The sequence below is a fragment of the Virgibacillus sp. Bac330 genome, assembly GCF_003667845.1.
GTDB lineage: Bacteria > Bacillota > Bacilli > Bacillales > Amphibacillaceae > Virgibacillus > Virgibacillus chiguensis.
The window spans coordinates 2,389,633-2,410,472 of sequence record NZ_CP033048.1; the positions used below are offsets into that span (position 1 = coordinate 2,389,633).

Annotated in this window: 19 protein-coding genes; all 19 read right to left on the bottom strand. The window is 37.0% G+C overall.

The features are described 5' to 3' along the window. The 19 genes from rapZ to D9780_RS11290 all read right to left on the bottom strand — a co-directional run bounded on the left by rapZ (position 1) and on the right by D9780_RS11290 (position 20,763). Positions 1-882, bottom strand: a complete 882-nt coding sequence (gene rapZ / locus D9780_RS11200; protein WP_073007825.1) for an RNase adapter RapZ — start codon at positions 880-882, stop codon at positions 1-3. Between the two features lie 51 nt (positions 883-933). Continuing rightward, on the bottom strand, positions 934-1,404 hold the full coding sequence (locus D9780_RS11205) for an NUDIX hydrolase (protein WP_073007544.1): 471 nt from the start codon (positions 1,402-1,404) through the stop codon (positions 934-936). A 468-nt stretch (positions 1,405-1,872) separates the two neighbouring features. Beyond that, positions 1,873-2,826, bottom strand: coding sequence for a thioredoxin-disulfide reductase (gene trxB, locus D9780_RS11210; protein ID WP_240458668.1), 954 nt, complete (start codon positions 2,824-2,826; stop codon positions 1,873-1,875). 88 nt (positions 2,827-2,914) lie between these two features. Further along, positions 2,915-3,913, bottom strand: a complete 999-nt coding sequence (locus tag D9780_RS11215; protein WP_073007546.1) for a tetratricopeptide repeat protein — start codon at positions 3,911-3,913, stop codon at positions 2,915-2,917. Between the two features lie 432 nt (positions 3,914-4,345). Continuing rightward, entirely contained in the window at positions 4,346-6,016 is a 1,671-nt protein-coding gene (locus D9780_RS11220) for a glycerol-3-phosphate dehydrogenase/oxidase (protein ID WP_121640140.1), read from the bottom strand. Positions 6,017-6,330: 314 nt separating this feature from the next. Beyond that, positions 6,331-6,870 carry a glycerol-3-phosphate responsive antiterminator gene (locus tag D9780_RS11225; protein ID WP_073007849.1) on the bottom strand — a complete coding sequence of 180 codons (540 nt, stop codon included), beginning with the start codon at positions 6,868-6,870 and terminating at the stop codon, positions 6,331-6,333. A 5-nt stretch (positions 6,871-6,875) separates the two neighbouring features. Continuing rightward, complete coding sequence (locus tag D9780_RS11230; RefSeq protein ID WP_073007552.1) at positions 6,876-7,397, bottom strand: acyltransferase; 522 nt, start codon at positions 7,395-7,397, stop codon at positions 6,876-6,878. 3 nt (positions 7,398-7,400) lie between these two features. Further along, positions 7,401-8,036 (bottom strand): pyrophosphatase PpaX, encoded by a 636-nt coding sequence (gene ppaX, locus D9780_RS11235; protein WP_116279202.1) that lies wholly within the window; start codon positions 8,034-8,036, stop codon positions 7,401-7,403. Beyond that, positions 8,011-8,973 carry a nucleoside recognition domain-containing protein gene (locus D9780_RS11240; protein ID WP_121640141.1) on the bottom strand — a complete coding sequence of 321 codons (963 nt, stop codon included), beginning with the start codon at positions 8,971-8,973 and terminating at the stop codon, positions 8,011-8,013. Before D9780_RS11240 ends, ppaX begins: the two co-directional genes overlap by 26 nt. A gap of 83 nt (positions 8,974-9,056) precedes the next feature. After that, complete coding sequence (gene lgt / locus D9780_RS11245; RefSeq protein ID WP_121640142.1) at positions 9,057-9,929, bottom strand: prolipoprotein diacylglyceryl transferase; 873 nt, start codon at positions 9,927-9,929, stop codon at positions 9,057-9,059. Between the two features lie 13 nt (positions 9,930-9,942). Continuing rightward, positions 9,943-10,878 (bottom strand): HPr(Ser) kinase/phosphatase, encoded by a 936-nt coding sequence (hprK, locus tag D9780_RS11250; protein WP_073007563.1) that lies wholly within the window; start codon positions 10,876-10,878, stop codon positions 9,943-9,945. A gap of 533 nt (positions 10,879-11,411) precedes the next feature. Then, a complete protein-coding gene (locus D9780_RS11255; protein ID WP_073007565.1) occupies positions 11,412-11,765 on the bottom strand; it encodes a phage holin family protein in 354 nt (117 codons plus the stop codon). A gap of 2 nt (positions 11,766-11,767) precedes the next feature. Further along, the gene (locus D9780_RS11260) at positions 11,768-11,962 is read right to left on the bottom strand and encodes a PspC domain-containing protein (RefSeq protein WP_073007568.1); all 195 of its coding nucleotides are present in this window, start codon (positions 11,960-11,962) and stop codon (positions 11,768-11,770) included. 105 nt (positions 11,963-12,067) lie between these two features. Continuing rightward, positions 12,068-12,727 (bottom strand): bacillithiol biosynthesis deacetylase BshB2, encoded by a 660-nt coding sequence (bshB2, locus tag D9780_RS11265; RefSeq protein WP_073007852.1) that lies wholly within the window; start codon positions 12,725-12,727, stop codon positions 12,068-12,070. A gap of 121 nt (positions 12,728-12,848) precedes the next feature. After that, positions 12,849-13,202 (bottom strand): YojF family protein, encoded by a 354-nt coding sequence (locus D9780_RS11270; RefSeq protein WP_121640143.1) that lies wholly within the window; start codon positions 13,200-13,202, stop codon positions 12,849-12,851. Positions 13,203-13,517: 315 nt separating this feature from the next. After that, positions 13,518-16,394 carry an excinuclease ABC subunit UvrA gene (uvrA, locus tag D9780_RS11275; RefSeq protein WP_121640144.1) on the bottom strand — a complete coding sequence of 959 codons (2,877 nt, stop codon included), beginning with the start codon at positions 16,392-16,394 and terminating at the stop codon, positions 13,518-13,520. A 4-nt stretch (positions 16,395-16,398) separates the two neighbouring features. Then, positions 16,399-18,381: an excinuclease ABC subunit UvrB gene (gene uvrB, locus D9780_RS11280; RefSeq protein WP_116279206.1), complete on the bottom strand. Its 1,983-nt coding sequence runs from the start codon at positions 18,379-18,381 to the stop codon at positions 16,399-16,401. A gap of 503 nt (positions 18,382-18,884) precedes the next feature. After that, positions 18,885-20,039: an MGDG synthase family glycosyltransferase gene (locus D9780_RS11285; protein ID WP_073007579.1), complete on the bottom strand. Its 1,155-nt coding sequence runs from the start codon at positions 20,037-20,039 to the stop codon at positions 18,885-18,887. A gap of 112 nt (positions 20,040-20,151) precedes the next feature. Next, complete coding sequence (locus tag D9780_RS11290) at positions 20,152-20,763, bottom strand: YkoP family protein (RefSeq protein ID WP_309545311.1); 612 nt, start codon at positions 20,761-20,763, stop codon at positions 20,152-20,154. Positions 20,764-20,840: the final 77 nt, after the last annotated feature.

Sequence of the window (20,840 nt, forward strand, 5' to 3'; positions counted from 1 at the left end):
TTATTGTCCCTTTCTTTTATCAATATCACGATGCGTGACGTGTGTAATATAATCTTTATGCAATTCTTTAGCGAAATGTTCAGCCAGTGCGACGGAGCGATGCTGCCCACCAGTACAACCAATGGCAACAACCAATTGTGACTTTCCTTCTTTTTTATATTGTGGTAACATGAATTGCAATAAATCAAGTACTTTTACGATAAATTTTTGTGTATCTGTCCATCGAAATACATAAGAAGATACATCTTTATTTAAACCTGTTAATGGTTGTAAATTCGTTACATAATGAGGATTCGGCAAAAAACGAACATCGAATACAAGATCGGCGTCAATTGGTAGACCATATTTGAAACCAAATGAAACCATGTGCACAGAAAATACTTCTTGATCTTCTTCTGAATACTTTTGAACAATCTTTTCACGAAGCTCTCTCGGCTTTAAATTCGTCGTGTCAATAATTCTTTGTGCTCTTCCTCTTAGTTCATCCAATATTTCTCGTTCTTGCCGGATTCCATTAAGCGGTAAACCTCCAACCGCCAGCGGATGTGAGCGCCTCGTTTCTTTATACCTACTGACAAGCTTTTCATCTTTTGCATCTAAGAATAGAACATGTTCATCTAACCATTCTTCATCTGCTAAAGTATCCAAAGATTCAAACAAGGAATCAAAAAATTCTCTAGCACGTAAATCCATGACAATAGCTACCCGCTGTATATTGTTTGTAGAATCTCTCATGAGTTCAATAAATTTTGGCAATAATGTAGGAGGAAGATTGTCAACGCAATAGTACCCTAAATCTTCAAAACTTTGCACTGCAACCGTTTTACCGGCACCTGACATTCCTGTAATAATTACTAATTTTGTTTCAAGATTTTTACTCATATTCATTATCTCCCTCTTTCATTGGCTTCCTTGCAGAATGACATTAGAAAATTACTTCGTATCGGACGAACCATCTATTCGATAGGTAATCAAATCATCTTTAGGTGTATAAGTAAAAGTTCCTGATACAACATGTTTACTTTCCAGAATATGCTTATAAATTAACCGGTCACCTTCAGCCATCGGTAACTGTAACACTTGATTCACGGGAACCCATTGCAGCTCTCCTTCTCTACAAAAATCTGCCAGTTTACCGCTGTAGTCTTGACAAGTGAATGTATACATCATCCATTCTTTCATCTGTTGATCATCTTGTAAAACATTGAATGTAAATACCCCAGCTAAACGCGGATTTTGAATAGTCAAATTAGTTTCCTCTTTATATTCTCTAATAACGGCTTCTTTTATCGTTTCACCAGATTCCATCTTTCCACCAGGCATTGCATACCAGCCATGCTTCGGTTTTTTTAATAATAAAATGTGGTCTTGTTTTAATAATATGCAATTTGCTACTTGTTGCATTCCTATCACCTCTAAATGAACCGAAACTAAATAAACAAACTTTCTTTCCCTATCTAATTATACTAGTTTTATGTTGAAAATGAAACTTCCTAAAAGCAAGAGAATGACAAGCTATGATATGAAGATGGAAACATATGCTAATGAGGCGCTACTAAAGAGAGAGAAAAACAGACTTTTTCGCTTCATGACACAGCAAGAACAAATTTCGGGAGTGTCTTCGTTTCTTCTTTTCGCAAAAACTTGTCTATCACCCGGGTGTTTTTGGGAAAATCTTTGTTGTTTTTGTTATACTTTACGTCTAAAAACAGAAAAAAACACAGATACGTGATCTGTGTCCATTAACTAATCTATCTATTAAAAGGGGGTCAATTAGTTATTTTTATTATAACCCATGAATATTGCGCTTATATTACAGCGCGATTAAAAAGCAATGACTAATCGTAAATTTTTCTTAAAAGAAACCTCTAATTACGAATGTGTTGCTTTTAACTCTTCCATTAAATCTTCCACATATTTAATGGCCTGTTCAGCTGCAATACTTCCATCACCAGTCGCTGTAACAATTTGACGTAACGTTTTTTCGCGAATATCACCAGCAGCAAATATACCAGGAATTTTTGTTTCCATATTTTCATTGGTTGGAATGTACCCTTCCTCATTGGTAATACCCAACGATGTAAAAGGTTCACTTAAAGGTACCATGCCGATATAAACAAATACACCATCAATTTCATGATCGTAGGTTTCACCAGTGTTATTGTTCTTTAACGTAACGCTTCCTACTTTCCCGGCGCTTTCGTTAATTTTTTCTACGACAGTATCCCAAATAAAGTCGATTTTTTCATTGTCAAAAGCACGATCTTGCAAAATACGTTGGGCACGTAATTCATCACGTCGATGAATAATGGTTACTTTGTTAGCGAATCGCGTTAAATAAATGCCTTCTTCCACTGCAGAGTCTCCCCCACCAATAACAACAAGGTTTTTATCTTTAAAAAACGCTCCATCACAAACAGCACAATAAGAAACCCCTCGACCGCTAAGCTCTTCTTCCCCAGGAATGCCCAATTTTTTATATTGTGCACCAGTAGTTATAATAAGTGCTCGCGTATGGTATTCTTTTTGTCCAGCAACAATCGTTTTGTACGCTCCATGATCTATTACTTCTTTAATATCACCATACGCATACGTAGCACCGAACTTTTTCGCATGCTCAAACATTTTATTTGATAAATCTGGTCCTAAAATATGATCATAACCTGGATAGTTTTCAACATCCTCTGTATTCGCCATCTGGCCACCCGGTATACCACGTTCAATCATTAGTGTCTCTAGATTAGCTCGAGAGGCATAGACAGCCGCAGTCATTCCGGCTGGGCCTGCTCCTGCAATGATTACATCATACATTTTAATATCAGACATTGTATTCGCCTCTTTTCTCATAAATAATTCAGCCATACTTAGCTTAATAAACAAAACAACTTTCGTCTATTATTCTGCTCAAGGCGCTTCAACACTCATGCCAAGGTGTATTTTCGTTTTTTAGTTCAGGATGTTTTTTACACCCTTCCCTCCAAATAGACATGGCTTTTTCATGGTCTCCTATATGGTATGAAGCTAATGCATAAAAGCGAAAATAAGATAGATGCCCATTCAATTTGTCTTTTTTAAGCATTTTAAACCTATCTACAGCAGCTGCATACTGCCCTGTTCGGGCTAATGTTACTGCAATACGTAATTTTTGTTGCTCGTGAATTGGATATACTTTTAGTAATGGCTCGATATAGAAATTATATGCTTCCATTTGACCTAAATAATAATTAAATATAGCTAAATTACTGCACCCATATAGTGAAGTTGGATTTGATTCCATTTCTTCAAGCTCCATATGAACCGCTCGCTGTTCATAACCTAAAAAAAAGAGCGTTTCTGCGTATTCATGCTTTATATTTGGTTGATTTGGAAACAAGACAAGCATTTCCTCTAAAATATGCATCGCCTTTTCCCACTCATGATGCTCCATATGGTAAAAAACCGTTTCCTGGTAGATAAGAAGCTCATCCTCTTCTTCCAACTCTTCATCCTCTAGGTCTTCTTCAATTTCTAGTAGTTCCAATAAATGGAGTACTTCTTCTTTAAAGTCGCCATTCGGATCTTTTTCCATATAGAGATGAGCGTACTTTTTTGCATCATTTAATAAGCCTAAATGAGCGAAATTGTTTGCTATTAAATAGTAACAATCGACATTCTCAGAAACCTTTAGTATATTCATTAAAAGGTCATTTGCAGCATGATATGCACCAATTTCCGTATATATAATAGATAATTGACATTGATATAAAGTTTCATCAGGCTTGTGATCAATTGCCTTTTTTACCCACTTGACAGCACTATCAAATTTTCTTTTTTGGAAAGCTTCTATACCTTTTGTAAAATAAAAATCACCTTCAGGAATAAAAGGGAGAACGTTATTTTGTTTTCCTTTCGTTTTACTCGTAACTTGCTGCATAAATATCCCCCTAATTTGTAGACATACAAATTAAATTATACCATATTTAATAGCACGTTGGTATAGGTTCGAATAAGAGTAAAGCTTGAAGCTATCCTACAGGAACAAAGGCGCAAGCGCCCGGTTAGCAACGTAGCGAGTGGAACGAATCAACGAAAGTTTTAGGAATCATGCTCCTGCAACAGGAGTATGCCGGCGCACTCCGGCAAGCACGTCTTTAGTCTGTCTTCCTATTTAGGAACGAAACGATGATGACTTATCGTAAGGCGATTCGTGAAGTCGCCTAAGTGCTGGGCGATGGAGTCGGACGTGGCTCATTCGGTTATTTGGTTATCACATAACATCAAATTTTTATACTTTCTTATCTCTGTACAAAACTCCGTGAACTTTCAACAAAAACGAGCATCTCCTAATAGATGCCCGTTTCTGTTTTTAATTATTTACTACCGGATGAATAGCCTCTTCCATTGCTAAACTTAATTCATCTGTATACTTCTCTACTTCCTCCTTCGTCCATTGTAATACCTTAGCCATATATGAAATAACTTTGTCTTTATGAGCCTTCACCCATTCTATTTCAAAAAATAATGCCCCAGTTCGTCGAATAAAGAAGTCTACAGGCTTATACGCTGCCTCGTACTCTAACGCATATACAAGTTCTGCAAAAAGACAACGTTCAATTCCTTCAGCACTTGCTTCTTGCTGTCTATCACGGTAAAATTCTAAGATCTTATCAAAATTCGATCCATACCTGTAAATTAATCGTCTAGCTGTCGAATCATCCATCCCTTCTGAGACTGCTTCTTCTGTCTTACGAATAACAAATTTGGCAAACCCTTGCGAACCACCAACTTCTCCACCTGAGATTGGGAGATGTACTGTATCAGATTTAGAATATAAGATACCTTCTTCTTCTTTTAACTGCTGTGTAACTTTATCCACGACATCTTCAGCCATCTTACGGTAGCCGGTTAATTTCCCCCCAGCCATTGAAATCAGCCCAGAATCAGAGACAAATATTTCGTCTTTACGTGATATTTCTCCTGGATTGTCTTTCCCTTCTTCAGCAATCAATGGGCGTAAACCAGCCCAGCTCGATTCTACATGGTCGGCAGTAATTTTTAATGACGGGAACATATAATCAATAGCATTCAAAATATAGTCACGATCAGAAACTGTCGTTGTCGGATTCGCGATATCCCCTTTGTAACTCGTATCTGTTGTACCGACATAGGTTACATTTTCACGAGGTATTGCAAAAATCATGCGACCATCTGGGCTATCAAAGTAAATAGCTTGTTGTAATGGGAAAACTTTTTTTGAGAATACAAGATGAACCCCTTTTGTTAAATGTAGCGCTTTCCCTTGTTTCGATCCGTCTATTTCTCTTAACTCATCCACCCATGGTCCACCGGCATTAATCATTTTTTTTGCATGCACTTGATAACGTTTTCCTTTAATTTGATCTTCAATAATAGCACCTGTTATTTGTTTATTTTTATCATATATAAAGTCCACTACTTTAGCATAGTTAGCTGCATGTGCCCCTTTTTGTACAGCTTTTTTCAATACTTCGATCGTTAATCGGGCGTCATCCGTCTTATACTCTACGTAATAACCGGCTCCTTTCAAGCCATCTTGTTTAATCAACGGTTCCTTTGCCAAAGCCTCTTCCATATTTAACATTTTTCGCCGTTCTGATTTTTTTACACCAGCTAGCAAATCGTATACGCGCAAACCAATATTTGTCGTAACTGGTCCAAATGTGCCTCCTTTATAAAACGGCAACATCATCCATTCTGGCGTTGTTACATGTGGGCCATTTTCATACACAATGGCTCTTTCCCGTCCTACTTCTGCTACCATTTTAACTTCCATTTGCTTTAAGTAACGAAGCCCTCCATGGACAAGTTTTGTTGAACGACTAGAAGTTCCTGCTGCAAAATCTTGCATCTCCACTAGCCCTGTTTTCATCCCTCGCATTGTAGCGTCTAAAGCAATACCGGACCCAGTAATCCCTCCGCCAATGACCAATAAATCCAGCTGCTTACTTTCCATATGTTTTAAGTTATCCTCACGTTGAAAGCTTGAAAAAGTATGCATTCTCCATCACTCCCTAAATATTCGACTATTGTTTCTATATATCCATACCCCATTTACAGGATACGCATGTATAAAATGGAACGAAAATATATTTACACATAAAAGGATAAACGAATATTATTCATCAATGCTGCGTTTAGAAAAACTTGGCTAGATGTATACGATAAACCAAGTGTAAAAAAAGAAAGCCACAAAACAAACTAATATAACATATATTAGTTGCTTTGCGGCTTCTCCATATCTCCGTCCATCTATTAACTTACTTAAAGTATAACATATATGTAGACAATCAACAATGGTTTCCTTTTACCCTATTACCAAAGATCTGTATTAGAAGTTGAGACTCCCACAGCTCCAGCCTCTAGCGCTTGCCTTACTTGATCACTTGTTTTAATGAGTCCCCCAGCAATAACTGGCAGCTTTGTTTGTTCATTTATCGATTGAATCATAGTAGGGATTAGACCTGGTAATACTTCAATACAATCCGGCTTGGCATTTTCAATCTGCTTTAAATTTTGCTCCAGCGCTAAACTGTCCAATAGAAACACCCGTTGAATAGCCAGTAAGCCATGTTTTTTAGCCATGCGAATAACATTTGCTCTTGTTGATAAAATACCATCTGGTTTGATTTCCCTAAGTACATATTCCATTCCGTAATCATCCGACTTTAAACCTTGAATTAAATCGAAATGAATAAGAATATTTTTATTTGATTTTTTAGTGTGGGCAACGAGACTCTTAATTTGTGCTAAACGCGTTTCTAAAATAACAATAGTCGGGTATCCTGTTTCTAATGCTTTATCAAAGTCCTTCATCTTACGTATAGCCGGCAATATACCAGTCGGAACGTGCAAATCTCTCACCTGCTTTCATTTGAATTATGTTTTTCCTCCCTTTCTTTTTTTGTATGAATTATTTGCATTGGATTTCCCCCAACAAAAGCTCCTTCAGGCACATCTTTGTGCACTAATGTACCAGCTGAAACAATCGCCCTATCACCAATATGAACTCCCGGCAAAATAGTCGTGTTCGCTCCTATCATGACTTCATCACCGATCCTAACCTCTCCGAGACGATACTCTGTAATTAAATATTCATGAGCTAAGATCGTCGTATTATAACCAATGACACTATTTTTTCCTATCGAAATCTTTTCTGGAAACATTATATCTGGCATAACCATAAGCGCAAAAGCAGTTTGTTTACCGATTTTCATCGATAAGCATGTACGATAAAGCCAGTTTTTCACAGGTAAAAACGGCGTATATCTGGCTAGCTGAATGATGATAAAATTCCTCATGATTTTCCAAAAGGACACTGTCTTATATATTTGCCATAAGGAATTTGTATGTTGCACAGGGTAACGCTTTGTTCTTCGCATGTTTTACACTCCTGTAAGGCTTAAAAGATCACGCATATCCTCTAGCATAAATGTTGGTTCATATTGTAATAAACGTTCTTTTCCTTTAAAAGACCATGCTACTCCAGCTGTTTGCACACCCGCATTTTTCCCAGCCTCTATATCGTGTGCATTATCGCCGATCATCAATGTTGAATGTTGTTCTGCCATTAACTCTTCCATCGCTTTATATACTGGTTCTGCGTGTGGCTTTGGGTTCTTGACATCATCTAATGTAATCACCGTATCAAAATAAGCTGTTAGCTTTGTAGTAGCTAACCCTTTTTCCACGCCTGATCGCATCTTAGTAGTAACAACCCCTAATTTGAATCCGTTTCGTTTTAGCTGCTCCAATGTTTCTATAACATAAGGAAATACCTTGACATAATTATCATGTTCTTTCATATTATGGCTTCGATACGTTTGCACCATGCTGTCTGCCTTTTCTAAATCGATTGCCTTAAACGTATCTACTAAAGGAGGCCCATTAAACTCAATAATTTCTTCTCGCGTAAATTGTAGATTATATTGCTTAAATGTATGGAAAAACGAGGCGATAATTAACTCATTTGTATCTATTAATGTCCCATCTAAATCAAAAAGTATTGTACGAATGCTCATTTGTTGTCGGTTCCTTCCCTTTATTTTTATCTAGTTTATTCCAAAAATAAGCTATAGTCATCGTTAATGCAATTGCTGTTACTAAACGAATGATTAGTAGCGGCCAAACTGGTATGCCTAGCGGAATAAAAACGAGCGTGTCTTCTACAACAGCATGGCATGATACAAGGAAGATTAGCGCAAGCATCATATCCTTTTTCTCTACTCCATCTTCTTTCACAGCCTGTATCATAACTCCAGCGCCATAAGCTAAACCAATCGTTAGTCCTGCTACCATCGTCATCGAAGTATTTTCTTTCATTCCAAGCGCTTTTGTAAATGGAGCAAAGCCTTTGGAAAGTTTTGTTAGCCAACCCATTTCGCGCAAAAATTGCATGACGATCATAAGTGGAATAACGATAAGTGCTAATTGAATTATCGCAATAGCTGCTGTCTGTAAACCGTGTAAAACTATTTCTCCCCAGCCATTTAAATTAGTATCTGAACTGGAAATAAAACCGTAAACAGCTTGTTCAAAACCACCATCCCATACAAGGTTAACGACAATTGCAGCAAATATCGCTAAACCTATACGAATGCCAGAAATGAGCCACCAACTAACTCCCACCCTGGACGCTACTGCTGATTCAATAAATAAGTTATGAGAAAATGACAGCATTATAGCCATAATAAAAACTTCTTTTACCGTAAATTCAAAAGAGACAATAGCTGCTATACCTGCATATAAATTTAGCGCATTTCCTAGCACTAATGGAACAGCAGCTTCTCCGGAAAGACCAAATACCCCCATTAAAGGTGTTAGTTGTTTGATTACCCACGGAAGTACGGGTGTAAATTGTAAAATGGTTACAATTAACGTGATGGGGAAAATAACTTTCCCCAATGTCCATGTCGTTAAAAGCCCTTGCTTTAATCCTCTTTGCGCCGTCCCTTTCATGTTTTTCCTCCTCTTATATTTGGCTAATGTCCTTTATAAACTAAACGTATTTATGGATAGTACGTGCGTACTACTAATTAACTTTATTTCTTCTTTTTCTTTCCACCTGTTTTGGTTTTCTTTGCTTGCGATTGTCGTTTCATGATATCCAAATAACGAACGTGTGAAGTTTTACGACGGTAAATAATTAGTGCAAGTGCAACGACTATAATTACAATAGAAATTACTTGCGCTTGACGCAATTCGCCGAATACATACAAACTGTCAGTACGCATGTCTTCAATAAAGAAACGTCCTACAGAATACATAATGGCATAACTTAAAAATAACTCGCCACGATGCGGGTTAAACCTTCTAAACAAAAGCAACAATGCAAAAACCAGCAAATTCCATACAGATTCATAGAGGAATGTTGGATGATACATAACGCCATCAATACACATTTGATTCATAATAAAATCAGGCAAATATTGATGGAAACTTTCATATGTAGATGCTGAAATAGGCCCTCCATGAGCTTCTTGATTCATGAAATTACCCCAGCGCCCAATGGCTTGACCTAAAATAAGACTTGGCGCTGCAATATCAGCTAATTGCCAAAAAGATACACGCTTCACTCGAGCATATATAATAGCAGTCAGAACAGAACCAATAAGTGCACCATGAATAGCAATGCCGCCTTCCCAAATAGCAAAAACATCCGTCCAATTTCCACCAGCATATTGATCCCATTCAAATATAACATAGTACATTCTCGCTGAAATAATAGCTATAGGGATCGCAAAAACTACTAAATCTACCATGATATCTTTTTTCATCCCTAAACGACTGGCTTCACGATTTGCTAATAAAAGCGCTAAAAAGGCTCCAGCGGCAATAATGACGCCGTACCAATAAATTGGGAAAGAACCGATTTGTAAAAATACTCTATCTAATGGTTCTGCTGAACAGCTCATTCAATCATCCTCCTTATAAGTGATCCTCTGTCTCTTGATCAATCATACTCGTTAACCGCTCTGAAAACTCTTCAGCAGCATTAACACCCATGCGTTTCAAACGAAAATTCATCGCAGCCACTTCGATAATAACTGCGAGGTTCCTTCCTGGGCGAACAGGTATCGTTGCTTTTGGTAATTCCACATCCATAATCTTCATCTTGTCTTCATCCAAACCAAGGCGATCATATTGCTTATGTTGATCCCAGTTCTCCAAATTAATGATTAAAGAGATCTTTTTAAAGTTTCGAACTGATCCAGCTCCAAATAATGTCATGACATTAATAATTCCTAACCCTCGTATTTCCAATAAATGTTCAATTAAAGGAGGGGAGTTTCCAATGAGGGTGTCATAATCTTCCTGTCTTATCTCCACACTATCATCTGCAACTAACCGATGTCCTCTTTTAACAAGTTCCAAAGCAGTTTCACTTTTCCCAACGCCACTTTGCCCCATAATTAATACACCTACTCCATAGACATCAACTAAAACGCCATGAATAGCTGTAAAAGGGGCAAATTTGGCCTCTAAAAAGTTAGTTAGTCTACTAATAACTCGCGTTGTTTTTTGCTTGGAATGGAGAATTGGCACACCGGATTCATTAGCAGCATCCATCAAGACTTGAGGAATTTCCATGTTTCTTGTGACAACTATCCCAGGAGTAATATCTGTACATAACTTGTCAACACGATGGGCTTTTTCTTCATCATTTAATTCCAAGAAATATGCCATCTCTGTTCTACCTATTAACTGAAGTCTTTCCTTAGGATAGTATTTGAAGTAACCTGTCATTTCTATCCCAGGTCTAGAAATATCTCCAGTTGTTATCTCTCTAAACAAACCGTCTTTTCCAGCTTTTAATGTTAAATTAAAATTATCCAATAAATCCTTCGTACGAACTGTTGACATTGTTTCTATTTCCTCCTTGTAGTCAAACGGACACACGCTGTAAATTAACCATGTTTATAATTAAGTGCTTATTAGAAAAGCTTCTTGGCTATCATCAAGTATTTAAGGCGATAAAGCGCCGTCGTTTTGCTTATACCTTAACGTTTAAAGTTTTATACTTTGACATGCTGTTGCTTTATTAGCTTATCTTTGCTGCGATCCTTTTAACAAAAAACAAAATTATGTAAAAGCGCTACATTGTTAGAAACACATCGCAACACTAGGTTTTTCTTGTTATAACTTGAAATTTAAAGTGTGTACAAGTTATTTTTGATTTAGAAATCTATTTTCATTATAAATGGTTAGTCACTCCATACCAAATGGCTCCCCATAAAAGAAGCAAAAGTTTTCTTCATTGTAGCACATACCGTAAAAAAATCGTAGACAAATATGCCTACGATGATTTATTTGAATTGGTTGTGCGTATAGAAAATCTTTGCTAGCGTCAAGTCTTTATGCCGAAACGAAGCCTTATAGTGCAAACAAAAACTGCTTTAGCCTAAGGAATCTCGCACTAGACGATTTAATAATACATTGATAACTGAAATAATAATGGAAGCTAAAACAGCTGTACCAAACCCACTAATTGCAAAAGAACTCCCCATAACTGCTTGCGTGATCATAAGTGTAAATGCATTGATGATAAACAGAAATAATCCTAATGTAAGCATCGTAATGGGCAACGTTAAAATAACTAAAATTGGTTTTACAAGGATGTTTAATAGCGATAAAATAAAGCTTGCTAGCATTGCTGTACCAAACCCTTCTAAATGAAACGAATCAAATAGCTGAGCAACGACAATCAATGCAACTGCATTAAGAACAATTGATAAGAGCCATCTCTTCATGCTTAACGTATCTCCCCTTCAGCTGGAATAATCATTGCAGCAATAAGATAAATAACAGCTACCGTGAAAAAGCTCATAAATAACAAAACAACAAATAGTAGCCGTAAGATGGTTGCATCAATATTGAAATATTCTTCTAAGCCACCGAAAACACCTGCTAGCATCTGATTTGAATTTGAGCGATACAACTTTTTCATTATCATAGCCTCCATCCTTATTTAAGAAATAAGTGTCATTGACTTACGTTTAGAAGTTTCAAAAACAATGGTGTTGGCACCCTTTTAGCACGTCACGGCAGTTTCTTATAGTGTAAAAAATGCTTCTTTGCCAAATCGGTCTTTTGCTTCTTGTAAGACTTCTGCTCCTAAATCTTTATAGTTTTTTAATTGTCCAATCATCCCGCCTGCCTGTGATTGGTGACATAGAATAGCATTCATTTTTGTTTCAAACTGATCCTCTACATCATTAATTATATCAGGCTCTCCCAATTCTTTTTGAAATCCTCGAGCAAATGCTTGTGCCCAAATAACAGGACGACGCGATTTTTCCATTTGCTCTACAGCTTGAATTGCAGCTGCACCTAAAGCGTTATGATCTGGATGCACGGCATAGCCTGGATAATGCGTAATAACTAGACTAGGATTTATTTCCTCCAAAATGCCTTGCAAATGGTTAGCGACTGCATTTCGATCTTCAAATTCAATCGTTTTATCTCGATAGCCAAGCATCTTTACATCTATATCAAGCACTTCACATGCATTTTTTAATTCTTGCTTGCGAATTTCTGGTAAAGTCTCACGGTTGGCAAATGGCGGGTTCCCCATATTTCTCCCCATTTCACCAAGTGTGCCGCATAAATAAGTTACTGGTATTCCCTGACTTCGAAATTGCGCAATGGATCCAGCAGATCCAAATGACTCATCATCTGGATGTGGTAATATGATAACGACGTGTTTATCCAATTTCATCACCTGTTCTTTCTTCTTTCTTAGAATAACTTAACTTATTACCAGTCTATGTGGTAAAGCTTGTACTTAACCTTATAGATAAACTAGCAAATTACATGTTTCCCTATAGTGTAAATTAATAATCAAAAGGGGTTTCACTTAGTTGCAAAGCAACCATTAATCTTCCTTCGCGATCATGACCAGCAAGTAGCACTTTTGTGTCTTCATGTATCGTCCAATCCGTTAACCCTTCTGCATAAATCCACCCATTGCTTGTCTTTAAACCAACACGAAAAGCATTCCCTTCGCCAACAATTTTTGCTTGCGTGTAAGTAATCTGTACATTCCTGGCATAAGCACCTACATTATACGCTTTGTCATCAAAATGACTAGCATAAGCACCATTTGTTGTTTCTACATGAATATAAACTGACGTGTTTATGAATTTATCCAACCATCTTTGTACTTGGTTAATTTCAATTGGTTTCATTGTGGTTCCTCCCCATTTTCTGCTCCTTTTAGCTTAACGAAAGAAAGAGATATGGTCAAAACATAAACACAGGAGAGGTATTGTTTCTTTTAGCAAACAATTGACCTACTAAAAGAAGATAACAATGGCTACATTACATGGTATAGGAGATGAAAGCTTTTGGCGTGGAAAAGAAAGAAGTAAGAGTATGATGAACTGTGCAATTTTTCTAAGGGTACTCCCAATCAGTGGGGGAGAGAAAAAGCCCACTGATTAAAGTATACCTTTAACATCCAATGCTTTTTAAAAATATTTCGAGAGTCTGTAAAAATCACTTTACTTTGTCGCTAACTTTTCTGTCGTTTTAATGAAAGCGTCCATCCGTTTCTGGTCACGCTCTAAAACATTTTTTAAATATTTTCCTGTATAAGAATTGTCTTTTTTAGCAATTTGTTCGGGTGTACCAGTAGCAATAATGGTTCCCCCTCCAGCACCGCCCTCAGGGCCTAAATCAATAATGTGATCAGCTGTTTTAATAACGTCTAAATTATGCTCAATGATAAGAACGGTATCCCCATTTTCGACAAGCCGCTGTAACACATTTAGCAGCCGACTAATATCATCAGCATGTAAACCTGTGGTTGGTTCATCTAAAATATAAAAGGATTTACCATTGGAACGTCGATGCAGTTCACTTGCCAACTTGACGCGCTGTGCTTCCCCACCAGATAGAGTTGTAGCCGGTTGACCAAGCTTTATATAGCCGAGGCCAACATCATAAATCGTTTGTAATTTCCGCTTTATTTTCGGGATATTCGCAAAGAATTCCAATGCCTCCTCAATCGTTAAACCAAGCACATCAGAAATGTTTTTTCCTTTATACTTTACTTCTAATGTTTCCCTATTATATCTGCTCCCATGACACACTTCACAAGGAACGTACACATCTGGGAGAAAGTGCATTTCTATTTTGATAATGCCATCACCATGGCAAGCTTCACAACGGCCTCCTTTAACGTTAAAACTGAAGCGCCCCTTCTTGTATCCGCGCACTTTGGCTTCATTTGTTTGCGCAAATACGTCACGAATATCATCAAATACGCCCGTATATGTTGCAGGGTTAGAACGAGGAGTCCTGCCAATTGGTGATTGATCAATATCAATGACCTTTTCAATATGCTCTATTCCTTTTACTGCTTTATGCTTTCCTGGCTTATGTTTTCCTGTATATAACTCTTTCGCTAACGCTTTATATAAAATTTCATTTACTAATGTACTTTTCCCCGATCCAGATACACCAGTAACGACGGTCATTAAACCAATCGGAATCTTTACAGAAACCTTTTGCAGATTATTCTCTTCTGCCCCTACGATCTCAATAACACGCTTATCCTTTTTCCTTCTTTTTGCGGGTAAAGGGATGAATTTCTTACCAGCTAAATATTGCCCTGTTAGTGATTGTTCATGACGCATCACGTTTTCAGGTGTGTCGCTCGCTACAATTTCACCGCCATGCTCTCCCGCACCAGGCCCAATGTCAATTAGCCAGTCAGCAGCAAGCATCGTATCCTCATCATGTTCTACGACAATGAGTGTGTTATCCAAATCACGCATGCGCTTTAGCGTTCCAATTAAACGATCATTATCACGTTGATGTAATCCAATGGAAGGCTCATCTAGCACATACAAAACCCCTGTTAATGCAGAGCCGATTTGTGTAGCTAACCGTATCCGCTGCGCTTCTCCTCCAGAGAGTGTCCCTGCAGCTCGCGATAAGGTTAAATAGTCTAAACCTACATTATTTAAAAACTCCAACCGATTGGATATTTCTTTTAAAATCATCTTCGCAATTTGCTTTTCTTTTTCCGATAACTGTAATCCTTGAAAAAAGGTCTGTGCTTCTGTAATAGAAAAATCGGTCACTTCACTAATATGCCGTTCGTTGATTCGAACAGCTAGCGCTTCTTCTTTTAAACGATATCCTTTACAAGATGGACAGTTTTTCTGAGCCATGTATCTTTCTAAATTTTCACGAATAAAATCCGAAGATGTCTCTCGGTAACGTCGAGCGACATTATTAACGACACCTTCAAACATAATATGATTATCTCGAACATTGCCGAAATCATTTTCATAGTGAAAATGAATTTTTTCTTTACCACTGCCGTAAAGAATTTTATCCATCTTCTCTTTTGGAATATCTTTTACAGGTATATCCATGTCAATATCATAATGGTTACAAACACTGTTTAACAATTGTGGATAATATTGCGAACTAATCGGTTCCCAAGGCGCAAGGGCATGTTCATTTAACGATTTATCCCAATCAGGAATAACTAGGTCTAAATCGACTTCCAAATTTGTACCTAATCCATCACAAGTTGGACATGCACCGTAAGGGCTGTTAAAAGAGAAGAGACGTGGCTCTAATTCTTCAATCGAAAATCCACAAATAGGACATGCATGGTTTTCACTAAATGTAATTTCTTCTTGACCGATTACATCAACAATGATTTTTCCTTCGCCTAAAGCTAATGCTGTCTCTATCGAATCACTTAACCGCCCTTCAATATCTTCTTTAACAACAATTCGATCAATCACCACTTCGATAGAATGTTTCTTATTTTTTTCAAGCTTTATTTCCTCTGTAACTTCTCGCATTTCTTTATCTACCCGAATGCGAACATAACCTTCTTGCTTTAATTTTTCAAATACCTTTACATGCTCCCCTTTTCGGCCAGATACTACTGGTGCTAAAATTTGTATTTTAGTCCGTTCAGGGTATTCCATAATTCGATCTACCATTTGTTCTACGGTTTGCGACGTAATTTCTACCCCATGCTTCGGACAAGTAGGGTGACCAACTCGAGCAAACAATAAACGCAAATAATCATATATCTCTGTCACTGTTCCTACAGTAGAACGAGGATTTTTACTTGTCGTTTTTTGGTCAATCGAGATTGCTGGAGATAAGCCTTCAATAGCATCTACATCCGGCTTATCCATTTGACCTAAAAATTGTCTTGCGTAGGCAGATAAAGATTCAACATAACGCCTTTGACCCTCAGCATAAATCGTATCAAAAGCCAAAGAAGACTTTCCAGAACCAGACAGGCCTGTGAGGACGACCAGCTTATTCTTTGGTATATTAACATCAATGTTTTTTAAATTATGAGCTCTAGCACCTTGGATGGTTATATATTTACTAGGCATTTCATCACCTTCCTGCTTTCAGTTCAAGTATGACATCTCGAAGTTCAGCTGCTTTTTCAAAATCTAATGCTTTGGCAGCTTCCTTCATTTCTTTTTCCATATTCGCTATTACTTTTTCTTTATCCTGCTTTGCTAGCTTTGTAACACTTTTTGTTTTGCTTTCGTACGTTTCTTGGTCTTCAGCAGCAACAGTTGCTCGAATCACATCTCGTACGTCTTTCTTAATCGTCGTAGGAATAATACCATACTTTTCGTTATAAGCAATCTGCTTTTCCCGTCGACGATACGTCTCATCAATGGCTATTTGCATCGACTTCGTAATTTTATCAGCATACATAATAACCATGCCATTTTCATTACGTGCAGCCCGTCCCATCGTTTGAATAAGGGACCTTTCTGAACGTAAAAATCCCTCCTTATCCGCATCTAAAATTGTTACTAAAGATACTTCTGGAATGTCAAGACCTTCACGTAATAAGTTTATTCCAACGAGAACATCATATTTACCAACACGTAAATCACGAATTAATTCAATTCGCTCCAATGTTTTAATTTCTGAATGCAAGTAAGCAACTTTTATACCAAGTTCTTTTAAATAATCAGTTAGATCTTCCGACATTTTTTTCGTTAACGTGGTGACTAGCACACGTTCGTTTTTCTCGGAACGTTTATGAATTTCCCCGATTAAGTCATCAATTTGTCCTTTAATTGGTCTTACTTCTACCTCTGGATCTAAGAGACCTGTTGGTCGAATGATTTGTTCTGTCATGACTGGCGAATGCTCTTGTTCGTATGGCCCTGGTGTGGCAGAAACATAAACAAGTTGGTTCGTAGCTTTTTCGAATTCTTCAAAGCGTAACGGGCGGTTGTCTAGCGCTGACGGCAATCTGAATCCATGATCTACAAGTACTTGTTTTCGCGCTTGATCCCCGTTAAACATACCACGAATTTGTGGGAGTGTGACATGTGATTCATCAATCATAACTAGAAAGTCATCAGGAAAGAAATCAAGCAATGTATATGGTGTCGCACCTGCTTCGCGCAAAGTAAGATGGCGTGAATAGTTTTCAATGCCTGAACAGAAGCCCATCTCATGCATCATTTCCAGATCGTAATTCGTCCGTTGTTCTAAACGCTGTGCTTCTAGTAATTTCCCTTGATCTCGTAACTCTTTTAAACGCTCTGTTAATTCCTTTTCAATATTTTTAATAGCAAGCTTCAATTTTTCCTCTCGCGTTACGAAGTGAGAGGCTGGAAAAATAGCAATATGCTCTCTATCGCCAATAATTTCCCCTGTCAATGCATCCACTTCACGAATGCGGTCGACTTCATCACCAAAGAATTCGACGCGTATACAGTGTTCCTCTCTAGAAGCTGGAATTATCTCCACAGAGTCGCCACGCACTCGAAACGTCCCGCGTTGGAAGTTAATATCATTACGAGCGTATTGAATGTCTACAAGTTCACGTAATAGTTGATCTCGATCCTTTTCCATGCCTGTCCGAATGGAGAGTACTTGACTTTTATATTCTTCAGGAGAACCTAATCCATAAATACAGGAAACACTCGCAACAATTAAAACATCTCGTCGCTCGAACAATGCTGATGTAGCAGAGTGCCTTAGTTTATCAATTTCATCATTTATACTCGCATCTTTTTCAATAAATGTATCGGTGGATGGTACATAAGCTTCAGGTTGATAGTAATCGTAGTAGCTAACAAAATACTCCACCGCATTATTAGGAAAGAATTCTTTAAACTCACTATATAGTTGACCGGCTAAAGTTTTATTATGCGCAATCACTAAAGTTGGCCGATTAATCTCGTTAATTACATTCGACATAGTAAAAGTTTTACCAGTTCCTGTTGCGCCTAAAAGTGTTTGGTGCCTTTTTCCTGCCTTAATACGTTCAACAATTTCTTTAATTGCTTGTGGTTGATCACCTTTTGGTTCATATTTGGCAACTAGTTCAAATTGATTTTCCACTAGCTTCTCCTCCGATCCGTCCATAACTAGTACTTATTTTATCATAAACCTTACATATGTTAACAGAAAAACGAACAAATATTCGTTATTGTAATAAATTCCCTTCAGCTAAAGGCTAACATATGCTTTATGAATTGCTAATCAATAAGTATGTTTAAGCTTCATATTGTAATTAAACGCAGGCTCCTTTGATAATAAAATAAATGCATGATTTGTTCTTTTATAGCAACTTAAACCTTGGAAAATTATCATTTATTACTTACTCCCGCGAAGTAGTAATTGTTTCATATAATCTTGATTGCCTTCATTTTTCTTGTACGCTAAATCACGAAATTCGTATACTTTCCTCTAGTAAAAAAAGCATGCAGATAATATCCTCTCTACATGCTTCAAACATCTTTACTTTTCCCCTAAAAAGCTTACCTATTATCACAGCTATTATCTCTATACTTGACTCGCTATTATTTGCTTGGCTTCATCTATGTGGATTATTTTACGCCATCTTATATATAGGAGATACTATTTCCCCCTTTGTGGTTTGTTTGTTGTGTAATCCGTTTTATAATGGATGCTACAGAATCTTGCTCTCTATTTTCCAAGTAGTTATGCAACTGTTGATACAGTTGTTGTTGCTTGTAATCATTTGAAAAATAATCCATTATTTGCTTGCCAATTGGTTTGTTTTTATCAATTGCTTGTACTAAACCTAAACGTGTTAATTCCTGCAAATTAATTCTTTCCTGGCCTGGTAAAGCGTTGTATATAAACAGCGGTTTCCGCTTCACAAGACACTCGCTAACGGTTACACCACCAGGCTTCGTTATAACAGCATCTATACGGTCATACAATTGATTCATTGTTTGCTTAGAATGCAAATAGCGTAATGGTGTTATATGACAACATTTTTTAGAATGAAGCTTTTGATATAACTGCTCATTTTGTCCGCATAAAACATACAGATGTACCCGAGAAGATAAATTTAATTCATTTAGCAAACATTCTAAATCTCCCGTCCCTAAACTACCCCCAGCTATTAGCATTTGCAGTCCCTCTTTTTGATTTTGATTGCTAGCCGTATAATAAAAACATGGGTGAACAGGGATGCCAGTAACAAATATATTACTTTCCTTTACACCACACTGTATTAAATGTTTTTTCATGGAAAGTGTCGGAACGAAATGATAGTCAATTCCCTCTATCCCCCATAAAGCATTTATAAAAAAATCTGTATACACATTTACTGTAATAGCTTCTATTTTTCTTTGTTGCTTTAAAACACTTGCCATATTGGAAGGTAAAGCATGTGTAAAAAACAGTATCTTCGCTTCAGCTTGCTGTACTACCTTTTGTAGTATTGGACGAAATAAAGTTTCATAATGCCATTGTCTGGTTCTTTTTTTAGTCCCTTGTTTATAAACTAAAAACGAGTATAAACGGTCATATCCTTCCGGGAAATATTTGATCCAAGTTAAATACGTAGAAGAAACTAACTTTTCTATACTTTTATACCCATAACTAAGTATGTCCACCTTTTCATACGGATGATTTGGATAAATGCTTTTGTACTCAGCAATTAGTGCATCTGCTACGTGGTGATGCCCGCTTGGAATTTGTAAAAAAGGAAGAAATAATGCTTCTGATGGTTGGATTTGCCTCATTTGTTTCATCCTATCGTTCGTTTTTAAAGTGAGTTCAATCGCAAAGACTGTATTTCCTACTGTCTAGGCTTAAAAAAATCTATGCTTAAAGATTAAAAAGTAAAATTTTTCATTAACAACGATTCCCGTATTTCATTAATAACTTCCCTTTTGACATAAATAAATAAACAGGTTTTATTGATTTTTTTCCAGTTAAAAAGCTAATCGGGAATAATGTTATTTTCTTGAAAATACGATAAAATTTATTTTGCAAGGCTTTCTCTTCAAACCCTAATTTCTTTCCACCTTTTGATAAATTAGTAATTCCAATTATCCCTTTTACTCTTTCCTGTTCCGCGTGATTTTCAATATATGTTGCTAAACTCGGCATTGCTTGTTTTACACTATGATAGATAATAACCGCTCGTTTCATGTCATTCGACTGTTCCGAGAGTTTTTTAAGTAATTTAACATTATGCAAATGTATCTTTACTAATAAATCATCCTTCTCTATTACGGTCCCATCAGACAGAACCATTTTAGCACCTTTATATTTTGTTAATCGAGCTCGTAATAGCGTCCTTTTTTGGTTTGGCCCAACAATATATGTTAGCCTAGAGCAAGTAAAATAAATTGGGTCGATACTTCCCCAAAAATACAGAAAGCAGTTGCGCATAAACATGAGCCACTCAACTCCAACACTTTTTATATTAGCTTGCAACATTTTTTCAATATTATTACCCATCGGCATAAAAGCTCAATAATCGGGTTAACGCTATTCTTTAATAAGGAGAGGTTTACACCTCATGAGTGTTGACACTC